This window comes from Arenimonas metalli CF5-1, assembly GCF_000747155.1.
GTDB lineage: Bacteria > Pseudomonadota > Gammaproteobacteria > Xanthomonadales > Xanthomonadaceae > Arenimonas > Arenimonas metalli.
In genome coordinates this window covers 42,654-57,956 of sequence record NZ_AVCK01000015.1, presented here as the reverse complement: position 1 = coordinate 57,956, position 15,303 = coordinate 42,654, and the positions used below count along the sequence as shown (strand labels likewise).

Sequence of the window (15,303 nt, the reverse complement as noted above, 5' to 3'; positions counted from 1 at the left end):
CCTGGCCGCGCAGCCGCCCCGCTTCGACCTGGCCGGCCTCGCCGGCCGGTTCGGGCTCGAACTGCGCGGCGACGGCAGCGTCCTGATCGATGGCGTCGGCACCCTCGCGGGTGCCCGCGCCGGCCAGGTCAGCTTCCTGGCCAATCCCCGCTACCGCAGCGAGCTGGCCGGCACCGCCGCCAGCGCCGTCATCGTCTCCGCGGCCGACGCCCGCGATTGCCCGGTGCCCTGCCTGGTCGCGAAATCCCCGTACACCGCGTTTGCCCGGATCGCCGCGCTGTTCGAGCCGGCGGCCGCGCCCGTGCCCGGCGTCCACGCCCTGGCCACGGTGGACCCGACCGCCGAGGTCGACGCCGGCGCCGAAGTGGGTCCGTTCTGCAGCATCGGTGCCCGCAGCCGCATCGCCGCCGGCGCCGTGCTCGGCCCCGGCTGCGTGGTCGGCGAGGACTGCGTGGTCGGCCCCGCCAGCGTGCTGGTGGCGCGCGTGACCCTGGTGGCGCGGGTGCGGCTGGGCGCGCGCGTGCGCGTGCATCCCGGCGCCGTGCTGGGCGCCGACGGCTTCGGCCTGGCGATGGACGCCGGCCACTGGATCAAGGTGCCGCAGCTGGGCGGCGTGGTGGTCGGCGACGACTGCGAGATCGGTGCAAACACCTGCATCGACCGCGGCGCGATCGAGGACACCGTGCTGGCCGAGGACGTGCGCCTGGACAACCTGATCCAGGTCGGCCACAACGTCCGCATCGGCGCCCACACCGCGGTCGCCGGCTGCACCGCCATCGCCGGCTCCGCGCGCATCGGCAGCTACTGCCTGATCGGCGGCGCGGTGGGCATCACCGGCCACCTCGAGGTCTGCGACCGGGTCACCGTCACCGCCATGAGCCTGGTGACCCAGTCGATCACCGAGCCGGGGGAATATTCCTCGGGCATGCCGGTGCAGGAAAGCCGCCAGTGGCGCCGGAATGGCGCCCGTTTCAGGCAATTGGACCAGCTGGCGCGTAAGATAGGCGCCCTGTCCAAGGATTGACGCAAGGAACCCGATGAGCGACGACGCCATCAAGCTGCCCGTGGATGTCTCGTGCATCCTGCACCTGCTGCCCCACCGCTATCCCTTCCTGCTGGTGGACCGGGTGGTCGAGCTGGAGCCGAACCAGCGGATCCGGGCCTACAAGAACGTCACCTTCAACGAGCCGTTCTTCCAGGGCCACTTCCCGGGCCGTCCGGTGATGCCGGGCGTGCTTGTGGTCGAGGCCATGGCCCAGGCCGGCGGCCTGCTGACCCAGCTCTCGCAGCCGCGCGACAAGATCAGCGAAGGCAAGCTGTTCTACCTGGTGAAGGTGGACAACGCGCGCTTCAACCGCATGGTGGTGCCGGGCGACAAGCTCGAGTTCGAAGTCAGGGTCAAGCGCCTGATCCGCAACATGGCGCTGTACGACTGCACCGCCAGCGTCGATGGCCAGGTGGTCGCCAGTGCCGAGATCCTCTGCGCCGAAGGCAAGGAATGACATGATCCACCCGAGTGCGCAGGTTGATCCGGGTGCGCGGCTGGGCGCGAACGTCCAGGTCGGCGCGTTCGCGGTCATCGGCCCCGAGGTCGAGATCGGCGACGACAGCCGCATCGGCCCGCACTGCGTCATCACCGGCCCGACCCGCCTGGGCCGCGGCAACGTCGTCCACGCCCACGCCACCATCGGCAACGACCCGCAGGACAAGAAGTTCCGCGGCGAGCGCACCGAGCTGGTGATCGGCGACCGCAACACGATCTTCGAGTTCACCACGATCAGCCGCGGCACCGCCGACGGCGGCGGCATCACCCGCATCGGCGATGACAACTGGATCATGGCCTACGTGCACGTGGCCCACGACTGCATCGTAGGCAACCAGTGCATCCTGGCCAACAACGCCACGCTGGCCGGCCACGCCGTCCTCGGCGACTGGGTGATCCTGGGCGGCTTCGCGGCCATCCACCAGTTCTGCAAGATCGGCGACCACGCCTTCATCGGCATGGGCAGCCTGGTCAACGCCGACGTGCCGCCGTTCGTGATGGTGGCCGACAAGTACGCGGGTCCGCGCGGCATCAACGCCGAGGGCCTCAAGCGCCGGGGCTTCGACGCCGAGCGCATCGCCGCGATCAAGCGCGCCTACCGGGCGCTGTACATGTCGGGCAAGCCGATGGCCGAGGTCCGCGAGCAGCTGGCCCAGGGCGCCACCGAATCGCAGGACGTGCGGCTGATGCTCGAGTTCATCGAGCGCAGCGCGCGCGGCCTGCTGCGCTGACCTGCGCGCACCGGCCGTGGCCGGCGTCACCCTGACCCCTTCGCTGGAACTGGCCCTCGCGGCCGGCAAGAAGCTTCGCATCGCCATCGTCGCGGGCGAAGCCTCGGGCGACCTGCTGGCCTCCGGCCTGGTGCGCGAACTGCGGCTGCGCTTCCCCACGGCCGAATTCGCGGGCGTCGGCGGCGAACACCTGCGCGCGGCCGGCCTGGACACCTGGCACGACTGCTCCGAGCTGGCGGTGATGGGCCTGGCCGAAGTGCTGCGGCACCTGCCCCGCCTGCTGCGCCTGCGCCGGGCCCTGCACCAGCGCCTGCTGCAGTGGCGGCCGGACGTGTTCATCGGCGTGGACGCGCCCGACTTCAACCTCGGCCTCGAGCGACGGCTCAAGCAGGCCGGCATCCGCACCGTGCATTACGTCAGCCCGTCGGTGTGGGCCTGGCGCGAAGGCCGCGCGGCGAAGATCGGCCGCAGCGCCGACCGCGTGCTCTGCCTGTTCCCGATGGAGCCACCGATCTACGAACGCCACGGCGTGGACGCACGCTTCGTCGGCCACCCGCTGGCCGACGCCTTCCCGCTCGAGCCCGACCGCGGCGCCGCACGCGGGCGCCTGGGCCTGCCGGGCGAGGCGCCGGTGCTGGCCCTGCTGCCCGGCAGCCGGCTGGGTGAGATCGACCGCCTGTTCCCCGAATTCATCGAGGCCGCGCGCCGGGTCACCGTGCAGGTGCCGGGCCTGGTCGTGGTGGTGCCGGCCGCGAACCCGGCGTGCCGCGCCGCCATCGAGAACGGCCTGCTGGCGCGGCCGCTGGCCAACGTCATGGTCACCGACGGCAAGGCGCACGACGCCATGGTCGCCTCCGACGTGGTGCTGCTGGCGTCCGGCACCGCCGCGCTGGAAGGCTTGCTGGCCAAGCGCCCGATGGTCGTGGGCTACCGCATCTCCGCGCTCACCTACCGCATCGTGATGCTGCTGGGCATGATGCGCGTGAACCGCTACAGCCTGCCCAACGTGCTGGCCAACGAACCGATCGTGCCGGAGCTGATGCAGCAGGACTGCACGCCCGAGAACCTGGCCGAAGCGGTGATGCACTGGTTCCGCAGCCCCGATGCCCGCACAGCGCTGCTGCCGCGCTACCAGCACATCCACCTGAAGCTGCGCCGCGACGCCTCGTCCGCGGCGGCCGACGCCGTGGCCGAACTGCTGGCCTCGCCGTGAGCGCAGCGCGCGTCGCCGGCGTCGACGAAGCCGGCCGCGGCCCGCTGGCGGGGCCCGTCGCGGTCGCCGCCGTCATCCTCGATCCCTCGCGCCCGATCGCGGGCCTCGGCGATTCGAAGGCGCTGAGTGAAACGCGGCGCGAAGCGCTGGCGCCGCTGATCCGCGAACGCGCGCTGGCCTGGCACCTCGAGCTGGTGCCGATCGAAGAGATCGACCGCCTCAACATCCTGCACGCCACGATGGCCGGCATGGCGCGCGCCGTGCGCGCGCTGTCGCCCGCCGCCACGCTCGCGCTGGTGGACGGCAACCGCCTTCCGCCCGGCCTGCCCTGCCCTGCGCAGGCGCTGGTGAAGGGCGATGCGCGCGAACCGGCGATCATGGCGGCCTCCATCCTGGCCAAGGTCGCACGCGACCAGCTGATGCGCGAACTCGAATCCCTGCATCCCGGCTACGGCTTCGCGCTGCACAAGGGCTACCCCACGCCCGAGCACCTCGACGCGCTGCGCCGGCTGGGCCCGTGCCCGCAGCATCGGCGAAGTTTCGCGCCGGTGCGCGCCTGCCTCGCAAGCTCGCTGCCGGGCATTTGACAGCCGCCCCGGGCAGGCGTAGACCAAGCGATGCATCCCGCCGGATGCGGCTGCCCGCGGCACCCGCCGACCAGCCACGCGCAGCGCCTACCACCGGCCGGCAGCGAGGCCTGCCATGCGCCACGACGCCCCCCTCCCCGCGACACCCGCCCTGCCGCTGCACGCCGCGCGTGCAGGATTGATGGGCGATCCCCGCGACGCCCCGGTCACGCTCGACCCCCAGGCCGTCGCCGACTTCAATGCCCTGCTGCACGAACTGCATCCGGACGCCCCGCACGTCGAGGCCGCCGCCATCGCCAGCGTCGCGCGCTGGCTGGTGGCGCTGCCGCCGGCGCAATCCGAGGCGCTGCTGCAGGCGCGCCTGGGCCGGCTGCAGGAACTGCGCGACCTCGCCGTCGATCCCGACTGGGGGCTCGAGCCGGCGCTGGCGCGGCGGATCTACCGCCTGCTCGACTACGTCTCGCAGCCGCGCGACCTGATCCCCGACGACCTGCCGCGCGTGGGCCGGCTCGACGACGCGCTGCTGGTCGAGCTGGCGTGGCCGATGGTGGCCGAGGAGCTCGAGGACTTCCGCGACTTCTGCCGGTTCCGCGACGAGTCCGGCGCGCATTTCGGCGGCCACCCGGGCCGCGACGACTGGCTGGCCGCGCGGATGGAGGAAGGCGCGCTGTGGGAGCAACTGCACCGCGTGCGCAGCCAGCACTACGTCGAGTTCGGCCCCAGCACCGGCGGCCTGCGCGTGGTGTAAGGCAGCGGCGCATCGCATCGCGTCGCGCGAAGCTGTCGCGACGCTGAATTAGCCCGGACGTCACGCTGACTTCAGGGCGTCGTGGCGCGCGCTGCAACGGTCCATGCTGGCCGCGCATCCCAGAGGATGTGCGCCTGCCCCGGAATGGTTCCGGTGGCCCGCGGCCAGACCGGGAAACCACCATGAACGCCCGCCACGACCCCGCCCCGCTCGACCTGCCGCTGCCGCCGGAATCGCGTGATTCGCGCCGCCGCCAGGTCGGGAAGATCGAACTGTGCGATGCCGCCGTCCAGCAGTTCAACCAGCTGCTCGCCCAGATCGCACCCAACGCCCCGCGCGTCAGCGCCGACCAGCTGGTCACGCTGGCGCGCTGGCTGCAGGACCAGCCGCGCGAGCATGCCATCGCGATCCTGTCCGAGCGCCTGGCGCGCGCCGAGCACCTGCGCCGCATGCTCAACGACAGCGACTGGGACGTGTGCGTGGACACCCGGGAACGCGCGCGCATGTTGATCAGCTACCTGCAGCAGGTGGACGACCTGATCCCCGACACCCAGCCGCTGCTCGGCCAGCTCGACGATGCGCTGCTGGTGGAGCTGGCCTGGCCGGCGTTCGCCGACGAAACGACCGACTACGGCGACTTCTGCCGCTTCCGCGCCGACGAGCGCCCGCGCGGCACCCCGCTTGAACGCCGACTGGCCTGGGAAACCGCCTGTCTGGCCGAGGTCGCGCTGCTCCAGCAGCGGCGCCAGGTCCGCGCCCGCCACTACATCGGCGGCGAGCCGCTGCAGCCGCTGTTCCGCGTCGGCTGAACCGCCGCGCGGCGGGTTTCACGGGGCGGGCGGCAGGGCCTGGCAACAGGGACTGTCAAGCCTTGTCCGCCCCCACCCTCGGGGTAAACTGCCGGTCGGCCATCGGTCCCCGGCATGACGCCAAGCTTCGTCCACCTGCACCTGCACAGCGAGTATTCGCTCACCGACTCGACCATCCGCATCCCGGAGCTGGTCGGGCGCTGCGCGGCGCTGGGCATGCCCGCGGTGGCGGTCACCGACACCAGCAACCTGTTCGCGCTGGTGAAGTTCTACAAGGCCGCCGAGCCCGCCGGCCTCAAGCCGGTGGCGGGCGCCGACCTCTGGCTCGCCGGCGACGGCGGCCCGCCCTCGCGGCTGACCCTGCTGTGCCAGGACCGCAGCGGCTACCTGGCGCTGTCGCGGCTGATCAGCCGCGCCTTCCTCGAAGGCCACGCCGGCGATTACGTGGCGATCGAACCCGACTGGCTGTACCGCGACTGCGCCGGCCTGGTGGCCATCGCCGGGCGCGAAAGCCTGCTCGGCCAGCTGCTGGCCGCGGGCCGCGAGGAACAGGCCGGGCGCCTGCTGGGTGAATGGCGCGCCGCTTTCCCCGATCGCCTGTACCTGGAACTCACTCGCACCGGGCGCGACGGCGAGGAGACCTTCAACGCCGCGGCGGTGGCGCTGGCCGGCCACCACGACCTGCCGCTGCTAGCCAGCAACGACGTGCGCTTCCTGTCGCCCGACGACTTCGACGCGCACGAGGCGCGCGTGTGCATCGCCACCGGCCGCGTGCTCGACGATCCCAAGCGGCCGCGCGACTACAGCCGCGAGCAGTACCTGAAGTCGCCGGAGGAAATGGCCGAGCTGTTCGCCGACCTGCCCGAGGCGCTGGAAAACACGGTCGAGCTGGCCAAGCGCTGCAACCTCGAGCTGAGCCTGGGCAAGTACTACCTGCCCGATTTCCCGGTGCCCGAGGGCCACACGCTCGACAGCTGGATCCGCGAGGAGTCGCACCGCGGCCTCGACGGCCGGCTGGCAAAATTCGAAGTCGCGCCGGGCCACGACGCCGCCGGCTACCGCGCGCGCCTGGACACCGAGCTCGACGTCATCTGCAAGATGGGCTTCCCGGGCTACTTCCTGATCGTCGCGGACTTCATCAACTGGTCCAAGCGCAACGACATCCCGGTCGGCCCGGGCCGCGGCTCGGGCGCCGGCTCGCTGGTAGCGTGGGCGCTGGGCATCACCGACCTCGACCCGATCCGCTACGACCTGCTGTTCGAGCGCTTCCTGAACCCGGAACGCGTGTCGATGCCCGACTTCGACATCGACTTCTGCATGGACCGGCGCGACGAGGTGATCGACTACGTCGGCCACAAGTACGGCCGCGACAAGGTCAGCCAGATCATCACCTACGGCACGATGGCGGCGAAGGCGGCGATCCGCGACTGCGGGCGCGTGCTGGGCTATCCGTACGGCTTCGTGGATTCGGTGGCCAAGCTCATCCCGCTCACGCTGGGCGTCACGCTCGACGACGCGCTGGGCCTGAGCGAGGCCGCTAAGAAGAACGCCGACCTCGCCTCCTCCGAGCTGATCCAGCGCTACCGCGACGAGGACGACGTGCGCGACCTGGTGGACCTGGCGCGCAGCCTGGAAGACCTCACCCGCAACGCCGGCAAGCACGCCGGCGGCGTGGTGATCGCGCCGACGCCGCTGACCGACTTCAGCCCGCTGTTCGCCGAACACGTGGCCAAGGGCGAGACCGCCAAGTCGGTGGTCACGCAGTTCGACAAGGACGACGTCGAAGCCGTGGGCCTGGTGAAGTTCGACTTCCTGGGCTTGCGCACGCTCACCATCATCGACTGGGCGGTGAAGGCCATCAACGTCCGGCGCAAGCGCGCCGACGTGCCCCCGCTCGATATCCTGTCGCTGCCGCTCGACGACCCGCAGACCTACGCGCTGCTGTCCAAGGGCCTGACCACCGCGGTGTTCCAGTTCGAATCGCGCGGCATGAAGGAGTACATCAAGAAGCTCCAGCCGGCGCACTTCGAGGACCTGATCGCGCTGGCCGCGCTGTACCGACCCGGTCCGCTGGGCGCGGGCATGGTGGACGACTTCATCGACCGCCGGCACGGCCGCGCCGACGTCAGCTATCCGCATCCGCTGCTCGAGGCCATCCTCAAGCCCACCTACGGCGTGATCGTCTACCAGGAACAGGTGATGCAGATCGCCCAGGTCCTGGCCGGCTACTCGCTCGGCGGCGCCGACCTGCTGCGCCGCGCGATGGGCAAGAAGAAGCCCGAGGAGATGGCCAAGGAGCGCGTCAAGTTCGAGGCCGGCGCCGAGGCGCAGGGCATCGCCGCCAGCGTCGCCAGCCCGATCTTCGACCTGATGGAGAAGTTCGCGGACTACGGCTTCAACAAGTCGCACTCCGCCGCGTACGCGCTGGTGGCCTACCAGACCGCGTGGCTGAAGGCGCACCACCCGGCCGAATTCATGGCCGCGACGATGTCCTCCGACATGGACAACACCGACAAGGTGGTGACCTTCCTGGAGGAATCGCGCGAGATCGGGCTGTCGGTGCTGGCGCCCGACGTCAACGAATCCGACTACATGTTCGTCGCGCTGGACCCGAAGACCGTGCGCTACGGCCTTGGCGCGGTGAAGGGCGTCGGCCGCGGCGCCTGCGAATCCATCGTCGAGGCGCGCCAGTCCGGCGGGCCGTTCCGCGACCTGCTCGATTTCCTGAGGCGGGTGGATTCGTCCAAGCTCAACCGGCGCGTGCTCGAGGCGCTGGTGAACGCCGGCGCGCTGGATGCACTCGGCGCCAACCGCGCCTCGCTGATGCTGCAGCTGCCCGAGGTGATCAAGGCCACCGAACAGCTGGCGCGCGAACGCGCCGCCGGCCAGGTGTCGCTGTTCGGCGGCGGCGGCGCGGAACCCGGGATCCACCTCGACCTGCCCGAGGTGCCCGACTGGCCGCTGGAAACCAAGCTGCTGGGCGAGCGCGAGACGCTGGGCCACTACCTCAGCGGGCATCCGCTCGACCCCTGGCGCGGCGAACTGCAGTCGCTGGTGGGCGTCACCCTGGCCGACCTCGATTCGCTCTGGAGCGCGAAGAAGGACCGCCGCGGCGAAGCGGCCGTGGTGCTGGCCGGCATCGTGACGGCGACGCGCCGGCGCGGCGACACCATGGGTTTCGCGCGCATCGAGGACGGCCGCGGCCAGCTCGAGGTCGCCTTCTTCCGCGAGGCCTTCGCGGAATGCGCGCACCTGCTCTCGCGCGACCGCATCCTGCTGGTCGAGGGCAACCTGGCCGAGGACCAGTTCAGCGGCGGCTTCGTGCTGCGCGCGCGCCAGTGCTGGGACTTCCGCGCGCTGTGCGCCCAGCACGCGCGCCGGCTGGCGCTCACCGTCGACCTGCGCGCGCAGGGCACCTGGGACCGCCTGCAGCAGGTGCTGGCGGGCTTCCGGCCCGGCGCCACGCCGCTGCGCCTGGACATGCTCACGCCCGCGAGGGCCCGGGGCTCGATCGACGTCAACGGCAGCGAGGGCGTCCGCACCGAGCCCGAGCTGATCAGCCAGCTGCGCGCCCTGCCCGGCGTCAGCCAGGTCACCCTCCACCTCCACCGCCCCTGGCAACAGGGCGGCTGACCGCCTCCCGCCGGCGGGCCGGGGGCGATAGAATCGCCGCCCTAGACCCTTTGCTCTAGACTGCCCGGCCCAAGCTGGGGCGTCTGAACCGAGACACCGCATGAATCCGAACTTCCTCGATTTCGAACAGCCCATCGCCGAACTGGACGCCAAGATCCAGGAGCTGCGCAAGGCCAGCACCGGCCCCGCGGTCAACATCGAAACCGAGGTCAAGGGCCTGGAGGACAAGCTGCGCGCGCGCACCGCCGAGATCTTCAAGGCGCTCACGCCCTGGCAGATCTCGCAGCTGGCGCGGCACCCGCAGCGGCCGTACACCAACGACTACATCGGCCTGATGTTCGAGGAATTCCACGAGCTGGCCGGTGACCGCGCGTTCGCGGACGACGCCGCCATCGTCGGCGGCCTGGCCCGCATGGACGGCCGCGCCGTGATGGTGATCGGCCAGCAGAAGGGCCGCGACACCAAGGCCAAGATCAAGCGCAACTTCGGCATGCCGCGGCCCGAGGGCTACCGCAAGGCGCTGCGCCTGATGAAGATGGCCGAGCGCTTCCAGCTGCCGCTGCTCACCTTCATCGACACCCCGGGCGCCTACCCCGGCGTCGGCGCCGAGGAGCGCGGCCAGTCCGAGGCCATCGCCCGCAACCTGCTGGAAATGGCCGAGCTGAAGATCCCCGTCATCTGCACCGTGATCGGCGAAGGCGGCTCCGGCGGCGCGCTGGCGATCGGCGTCGGCGACCGCACGCTGATGCTCGAATACAGCACCTACTCGGTGATCTCGCCGGAAGGCTGCGCCTCGATCCTCTGGAAGTCCGCCGACAAGGCCCGCGACGCGGCCGAGGCCCTGGGCCTGACCGCCAAGCGCCTGTTCGAGCACGGGCTGGTCGACAAGATCGTGCCTGAGCCGCTGGGCGGCGCCCACCGCGATCCCGCCGCGATGGCGGCCACGCTCAAGCAGCTGATCCAGTCCGAGCTGGCGGTGCTGGACCGCGTCGAGATCCCTCAGCTTCTCGAGAACCGCTACCAGCGCCTGCGCAGCTACGGCGCCTACGAGGCCGCCTGACCGCGCCGCGGCAGCCGGGCCGGGCGGAACGTCGCATGCCCCTGGATTCGCCGCCTCCGTGCCCCGGTTGCCCCGTCCGCGTCGCCTTCAGCGGCGGCCTGGATTCGACCGTTCTGCTGCACTGGCTGGCGGCCAGCCCGGCGGTGCGCGCCAGCGGGCTGCGGGCGATGCATGTGGACCACGGCCTGCAGCCCGGTTCCGCCGCCTGGGCGGCCCGCTGCGCCGAGACCTGCGCCCGGCTGGGCATCGACTTCGAATCGCGCCGCGTGGCCGTGCGCGACGCCGGCGACGGCCTGGAGGCGGCCGCGCGCGCGGCGCGCCATGACGCCCTCGCGGACGGCCTGGTGCCCGGCGAGCGGGTCGCCCTCGCCCACCACCGCGACGACCAGGCCGAGACCATCCTGCTGCGCCTGCTGCGCGGCAGCGGCGACGGCCTGGCGGCGATGCGGCCGCTGCGCCGCTTCGGCGCCGGCTGGCTCTGGCGGCCGCTGCTGGACCAGCCGCGCGAGGCGCTGGCCCGCTACGCGCGCGACCATGGCCTGGACTGGATCGAAGACCCCAGCAACGCGACCGACCACGCCGACCGCAACTTCCTGCGCCGCCAGGTGATGCCGCGGCTCACCGGTCGCTGGCCGGGCGCCGCGGCGGGGCTGGCGCGCAGTGCGTCCCTGCTCGCGGGCCAGGCCGACCTGCTCGCGGGTGAAGACGCGCGCCGGCTGGCCCGGGTGCAGGGCGTGGATCCGGCCACCCTGTCGGTTCCCGCGCTGGAGGCACTGGCGCCGGACTGGCGCGACCGCGTGCTGCGCCGCTGGGTGCGCGAGCTCGACCTGCCGCCGCTGCCGCCCGCCGGCCTGCGCGCGATCGCCGATGAAGTGCTGCCGGCACAGGAAGACGGCGAGCCGGCGTTCGCCTGGTCCGGCGCGGCGGTGCGGCGCTGGCGGGACCTGCTGTACGCGGGCCCAGCCTTGCCGCCGCTGCCCGAAGACTTCTCGAAGCCCTGGGATGGCCGCTCGCCGCTGGTCCTGCCCACCGGCGACGTGCTGTCGCTCTCGCCCGCGGCTGCCTTCGACGCGCCGCTGCGCGTGCATGCGCGCCAGGGTGGCGAACGCCTGGTGCTGCCGGGCCGTGCGCATTCCAGCGAACTCAAGCACGTGCTGCAGGAGCTCGGCCTGCCGCCCTGGCTGCGTGCGCGGCTGCCGCTGCTGTCGGGCCCCGGCGGCGAGCTGCTGGCCGCCGGCGACGTCGCCATCGCGGCGCCGCTGCACGACTGGCTGGCCGCCCGCGGCGCCTGCCTGCGCCTGCGGTCGCCGGCACCGCCGCGGCAACGTTGACCACCCGCTGCCTCGCCCCGCAAACTCCGCGCATGGCCGCCAAGACCCCCGCATCGCCGCCGTCCCCCGTCGCCCAGTTCGAGACCTCGCTCGACGAGCTCGAGCAGCTGGTGCAGAAGATGGAGAAGGGCGACCTCTCGCTCGATGATTCCCTCGCGGCGTACGAGCGCGGCGTCGGCCTTTATCGCCAGTGCCAGGGCGCGCTGGAGCAGGCCGAACTGCGCGTGCGCCTGCTCAGCGACCCGGCCGATCCCGACAGCGGCCAGCCGTTCCAGCCCGATGCCGTTTGATCCGGCCGCGGCGCGCTGGCTGCAGCGCGTCGAAGCCCGCCTCGAAAGCGCATTGCCCCCGGCCAACGATTCGCCGGAACGCCTGCACGCGGCCATGCGCCACGCGGTGCTGGGCGGCGGCAAGCGCCTGCGCCCGATGCTGGTCTACGCCGCCGGCGCCGCCACCGGCGCCGATGAATCCCTGTGCGATGCGCCGGCCGCCGCGGTCGAACTGGTGCACGCCTACTCGCTGGTGCACGACGACCTGCCGGCGATGGACGACGACGCGCTGCGCCGCGGCCGGCCTACCGTGCACGTCGCCTTCGACGAAGCCACCGCCATCCTCGCCGGCGACGCGCTGCAGGCGCTGGCCTTCGAAGTCCTGGCCGACGCGCCGGCGGACGCCGCGCTGCGCGTCGCCTGGCTGCAGTCGCTGGCGCGCGCCGCCGGTGCCCCGGGCATGTGCGGCGGGCAGGCGCTCGACATCGACGCCACCGGCCGGCAACTGCAGGTGGTGCAACTCGAGCGGCTGCACGCGCTCAAGACCGGCGCGCTGATCCGCGCCGCGGTGCGCATGGGCGGGCTGGCGGGCGGCGCCGATGCCGGCAAGCTGGCGCGGCTGGACGACTACGCGAGCGCGCTCGGCCTCGCCTTCCAGATCCGCGATGACATCCTCGACGTCGAAGGCGACAGCGCCCAGCTCGGCAAGACCGCGGGCAAGGACCAGGCTCAGGAAAAATCCACCTACCCGGCCCTGCTGGGCATGGCCCGCTCGAAGGCGCTGCTGGCGGAGCTGGCGGAAAAAACAAAAGCGGCCCTCGGGCCGCTTGGCGACGAGGCCGGCGCACTGCGCCGGCTCGCCGAATTCGCGGTCGCGCGGGCCAGCTGACCCGCGCGACCCGCGGGGCTCAGCTGACCAGGCGGATGGCGACCGGGTAGCGGTAGCTCTCGCCGTTGTTGGCCTTGATGCCGGCCAGGATGCAGAACACGATGTTGCCGATCAGGATCACCGGGTAGAGCAGGAAGCCGATCAGCAGGAAGCTCAGCACCACGGCCACGATCCAGGCCAGCAGCACGGTGATCTGGAAGTTCAGCGCTTCCTTGGACTGGCCGGTGAGCCAGGCCTTGTCGGCCTTGTCCTTGTTGATCAGCCAGATGATCAGCGGAACGATGAAGCCGGCGATGATGCCCGACAGGTGGGTGATCAGGGCGAGGGTTTTGTCTTCGGCTTGCACGTCGTTCATTCGATTCCCCTTCGATTGGATGCTTGGTTTGCTGGCGCCGGGGGCGCCTTGGCCCGGGTAATTTCCGGGCTTGTGAAGGGGCTGTCAAGGCAACGCAGGATCAGGCCTCCCCGGCCACCATCATCCGCCCGACCAGGATCGAACCGACCGAAACGTGCGAGCGCCGGTCGACGTCCGCGCCCACCGCCTCGATGGCCAGGAACATCTCCGGCAGGCGGCCGGCGATGGTGAGTTCGTCGACCGGGTGCGCCAGCTCGCCCCCCTCGACCCAGAAGCCCGCGGCGCCGCGCGAATAGTCGCCGGTGACGGTGTTGGCCCCCTGCCCCATCAGCTCGGTGACCAGCAGGCCGCGGCCCATGGCCCGGGCCATGTCCTCGAGCCCGCTGGCGTTGGCGGCGACGTCGAGGTTGTTGACGCCGCCGGCGTTGCCGGTGCTCCTGAGCCCCAGCTTGCGGGCCGAATAGCTGCCCAGCACGTAGCGCTGCAGGATGCCGTCGCGCACCAGGTCGGAATCCACCGTCGCCACGCCCTCGGCGTCGAAGGCCGAGGAGCGGATGCCGCGTGGCTTGTGCGGCCGCTCCGAGATGGCGAACCACGGCGGCAGGATCTGCTTGCCGGCATGGTCGAGCAGGAAGCTGGCGCGCCGGTACAGCGCGCCGCCGGACACGGCGCCGAGCAGGTGGCCGATCAGGCTGCGCGCCATCTCGGGCGCGAACAGCACCGGGTACTCGCCGGTGCGGATCGGGCGCGGATCCAGGCGCCGGAGCGTGCGTTCGGCGGCGCGGCGGCCGACCTGCACCGGCGCCTCGAGGTCGTCGGGCGAGAGCGCACTGGTGTACCAGTAGTCGCGCTGCATGCCGTCGCCGCTGCCGGCGATCAGGGACACGCTCAGCGAATGGCTGGTGCCGCGCTCGGCCCCGAGGAAGCCGTGGCTGTTGGCATACACCGACACGCTCTCGCTGCTGTAGGCACCGGCGCCGTCTGAATTGGAAATGCGGGCGTCGGCGCCGCGCCCGGCGGCCTCGGCCTCCAGCGCGAGCGCGATGGCGCGGTCGGCATCCAGCGGCCACGGGTGCCAGCCGTCGAATTCGCGCAGGTCGGTGGCCATGCGTTCGGCATCGGCCAGGCCGGCGGCCGGGTCGGCCTCGGTGTGGCGCGCGATCGCGCAGGCCTGCTCGACGGTGGCGCGCAGGCTGTCGGGCTGCAGGTCGGCGGTGCTGGCGCTGCCCTTGCGCTGGCCGAAGTACACGGTGAGGCCGACGCCGCGGTCGCGGGTGCGCTCCACGGTTTCGACCTCGCCCATGCGGACGTTCACCGACAGGCCGGCGTCCTCGTTCATGGTCACCTCGGCCTGGCTGGCGCCGAGGCGCGCGCACTGGTCCAGGACCTCGCGGGCCAGGCCGGACAGGCGGTCCATCCGGGCCAGGGAATCATCGGAAGCTGCGGTCAGGGGCTGCATGGGCGTATCCTTTCGCTCCAGGACGGTGATGGACGATGCACGAAGAAGACTTCGAAGACGAGGAACACGACTACGGCCCGAGCCGCAGCGAGCAGCGCCGCGAGGCGCTGGCGGTGCTGGACCTGGCCATGAAGCTGGTCGGCGAGAGCGACGCGCGGCTGCAGCAGATCCCGATGGACGAGGACCTGCTGGCGCTGGTGATCGCCTCGAAGAAGATCACCTCGCAGATCGCGCGCAAGCGGCAGATCCACTTCCTGGCCAAGCAGATGCGGCGGCAGGACGACGAGGCGCTGCAGGTGATCCGCGCGGCGCTGGACCACGACAAGGCCGAAGGCCGCCGCGAGGCGCAGGCCCTGCACGAGGTCGAGTACTGGCGCGACAAGCTGGTGGAGGACGGCGACGAAGCGCTCTCGGAGCTGCTGGCCAGCCACCCGCACGCCGACCGCCAGCACCTGCGCCAGCTCGCCCGCAACGCGCACCAGGAACGCCTGAAGAACAAACCCCCGCACGCCTACCGCGAACTCTTCCGCGAACTCCGCACCCTCCTCGCCGCCTCCGGCGACGGCTCTGGCGAGTGAGGCCGGGTGGCTCCGCGGGATCGCGCCGCGAAGACTGTGGGCCAGGTGTCCGAACGCGGATAAAAGCGGATGCACGCGGATAAGAGCGGATGAAGATG

General features: G+C 71.8%; 15 protein-coding genes. 13 read left to right on the top strand and 2 right to left on the bottom strand.

Features of this window, described 5'->3' with window-relative positions:
• Position 1: 1 nt before the first annotated feature.
• The 12 genes from lpxD (at position 2) to N787_RS06425 (ending at position 12,813) form a co-directional block, all read left to right on the top strand.
• Positions 2-1,024 carry a UDP-3-O-(3-hydroxymyristoyl)glucosamine N-acyltransferase gene (gene lpxD, locus N787_RS06480; protein ID WP_052575209.1) on the top strand — a complete coding sequence of 341 codons (1,023 nt, stop codon included), beginning with the start codon at positions 2-4 and terminating at the stop codon, positions 1,022-1,024.
• A gap of 13 nt (positions 1,025-1,037) precedes the next feature.
• The gene (fabZ, locus tag N787_RS06475; protein WP_034211861.1) at positions 1,038-1,502 is read left to right on the top strand and encodes a 3-hydroxyacyl-ACP dehydratase FabZ; all 465 of its coding nucleotides are present in this window, start codon (positions 1,038-1,040) and stop codon (positions 1,500-1,502) included.
• A gap of 1 nt (position 1,503) precedes the next feature.
• Entirely contained in the window at positions 1,504-2,274 is a 771-nt protein-coding gene (gene lpxA, locus N787_RS06470; protein WP_034211859.1) for an acyl-ACP--UDP-N-acetylglucosamine O-acyltransferase, read from the top strand.
• A 16-nt stretch (positions 2,275-2,290) separates the two neighbouring features.
• Positions 2,291-3,487, top strand: coding sequence for a lipid-A-disaccharide synthase (lpxB, locus tag N787_RS06465; protein WP_245593979.1), 1,197 nt, complete (start codon positions 2,291-2,293; stop codon positions 3,485-3,487).
• Entirely contained in the window at positions 3,484-4,074 is a 591-nt protein-coding gene (gene rnhB / locus N787_RS06460) for a ribonuclease HII (RefSeq protein ID WP_034211857.1), read from the top strand. The genes lpxB and rnhB overlap by 4 nt, the downstream gene beginning before the upstream one ends.
• Before the next feature lie 115 nt (positions 4,075-4,189).
• The gene (locus tag N787_RS06455; RefSeq protein ID WP_156968932.1) at positions 4,190-4,822 is read left to right on the top strand and encodes a YkvA family protein; all 633 of its coding nucleotides are present in this window, start codon (positions 4,190-4,192) and stop codon (positions 4,820-4,822) included.
• Between the two features lie 182 nt (positions 4,823-5,004).
• The gene (locus N787_RS06450; RefSeq protein WP_034211852.1) at positions 5,005-5,631 is read left to right on the top strand and encodes a YkvA family protein; all 627 of its coding nucleotides are present in this window, start codon (positions 5,005-5,007) and stop codon (positions 5,629-5,631) included.
• Between the two features lie 114 nt (positions 5,632-5,745).
• Complete coding sequence (gene dnaE / locus N787_RS06445) at positions 5,746-9,264, top strand: DNA polymerase III subunit alpha (RefSeq protein WP_034211850.1); 3,519 nt, start codon at positions 5,746-5,748, stop codon at positions 9,262-9,264.
• A gap of 100 nt (positions 9,265-9,364) precedes the next feature.
• Complete coding sequence (locus N787_RS06440) at positions 9,365-10,324, top strand: acetyl-CoA carboxylase carboxyltransferase subunit alpha (protein WP_034211849.1); 960 nt, start codon at positions 9,365-9,367, stop codon at positions 10,322-10,324.
• 35 nt (positions 10,325-10,359) lie between these two features.
• Positions 10,360-11,655, top strand: a complete 1,296-nt coding sequence (gene tilS, locus N787_RS06435; protein ID WP_034211847.1) for a tRNA lysidine(34) synthetase TilS — start codon at positions 10,360-10,362, stop codon at positions 11,653-11,655.
• Between the two features lie 32 nt (positions 11,656-11,687).
• The gene (locus N787_RS06430) at positions 11,688-11,945 is read left to right on the top strand and encodes an exodeoxyribonuclease VII small subunit (RefSeq protein ID WP_034211845.1); all 258 of its coding nucleotides are present in this window, start codon (positions 11,688-11,690) and stop codon (positions 11,943-11,945) included.
• Positions 11,935-12,813 (top strand): polyprenyl synthetase family protein, encoded by an 879-nt coding sequence (locus N787_RS06425; protein WP_034211843.1) that lies wholly within the window; start codon positions 11,935-11,937, stop codon positions 12,811-12,813. The genes N787_RS06430 and N787_RS06425 overlap by 11 nt, the downstream gene beginning before the upstream one ends.
• Positions 12,814-12,832: 19 nt before the next feature.
• Here the strand turns inward: N787_RS06425 and N787_RS06420 are convergent, their stop codons facing one another.
• Positions 12,833-13,168: a DUF4870 domain-containing protein gene (locus N787_RS06420; RefSeq protein WP_052575208.1), complete on the bottom strand. Its 336-nt coding sequence runs from the start codon at positions 13,166-13,168 to the stop codon at positions 12,833-12,835.
• A gap of 100 nt (positions 13,169-13,268) precedes the next feature.
• Positions 13,269-14,627, bottom strand: coding sequence for a metalloprotease PmbA (gene pmbA / locus N787_RS06415; RefSeq protein WP_034211838.1), 1,359 nt, complete (start codon positions 14,625-14,627; stop codon positions 13,269-13,271).
• A 35-nt stretch (positions 14,628-14,662) separates the two neighbouring features.
• Here pmbA and yjgA point away from each other — a divergent pair, with 35 nt between their 5' ends.
• Complete coding sequence (gene yjgA / locus N787_RS06410) at positions 14,663-15,205, top strand: ribosome biogenesis factor YjgA (RefSeq protein WP_034211835.1); 543 nt, start codon at positions 14,663-14,665, stop codon at positions 15,203-15,205.
• Positions 15,206-15,303 lie beyond the last annotated feature (98 nt).

Bases quoted from the DNA above. Each gene is read 5' to 3' on its own strand.
- fabZ (WP_034211861.1), top strand. From the start codon at position 1,038: ATGAGCGACGACGCCATCAAGCTGCCCGTGGATGTCTCGTGCATCCTG.
- lpxA (WP_034211859.1), top strand. From the start codon at position 1,504: ATGATCCACCCGAGTGCGCAGGTTGATCCGGGTGCGCGGCTGGGCGCG.
- N787_RS06455 (WP_156968932.1), top strand. From the start codon at position 4,190: ATGCGCCACGACGCCCCCCTCCCCGCGACACCCGCCCTGCCGCTGCAC.
- N787_RS06450 (WP_034211852.1), top strand. From the start codon at position 5,005: ATGAACGCCCGCCACGACCCCGCCCCGCTCGACCTGCCGCTGCCGCCG.
- dnaE (WP_034211850.1), top strand. From the start codon at position 5,746: ATGACGCCAAGCTTCGTCCACCTGCACCTGCACAGCGAGTATTCGCTC.
- N787_RS06440 (WP_034211849.1), top strand. From the start codon at position 9,365: ATGAATCCGAACTTCCTCGATTTCGAACAGCCCATCGCCGAACTGGAC.
- tilS (WP_034211847.1), top strand. From the start codon at position 10,360: ATGCCCCTGGATTCGCCGCCTCCGTGCCCCGGTTGCCCCGTCCGCGTC.
- N787_RS06430 (WP_034211845.1), top strand. From the start codon at position 11,688: ATGGCCGCCAAGACCCCCGCATCGCCGCCGTCCCCCGTCGCCCAGTTC.
- N787_RS06425 (WP_034211843.1), top strand. From the start codon at position 11,935: ATGCCGTTTGATCCGGCCGCGGCGCGCTGGCTGCAGCGCGTCGAAGCC.
- N787_RS06420 (WP_052575208.1), bottom strand. From the start codon at position 13,168: ATGAACGACGTGCAAGCCGAAGACAAAACCCTCGCCCTGATCACCCAC.
- pmbA (WP_034211838.1), bottom strand. From the start codon at position 14,627: ATGCAGCCCCTGACCGCAGCTTCCGATGATTCCCTGGCCCGGATGGAC.
- yjgA (WP_034211835.1), top strand. From the start codon at position 14,663: ATGCACGAAGAAGACTTCGAAGACGAGGAACACGACTACGGCCCGAGC.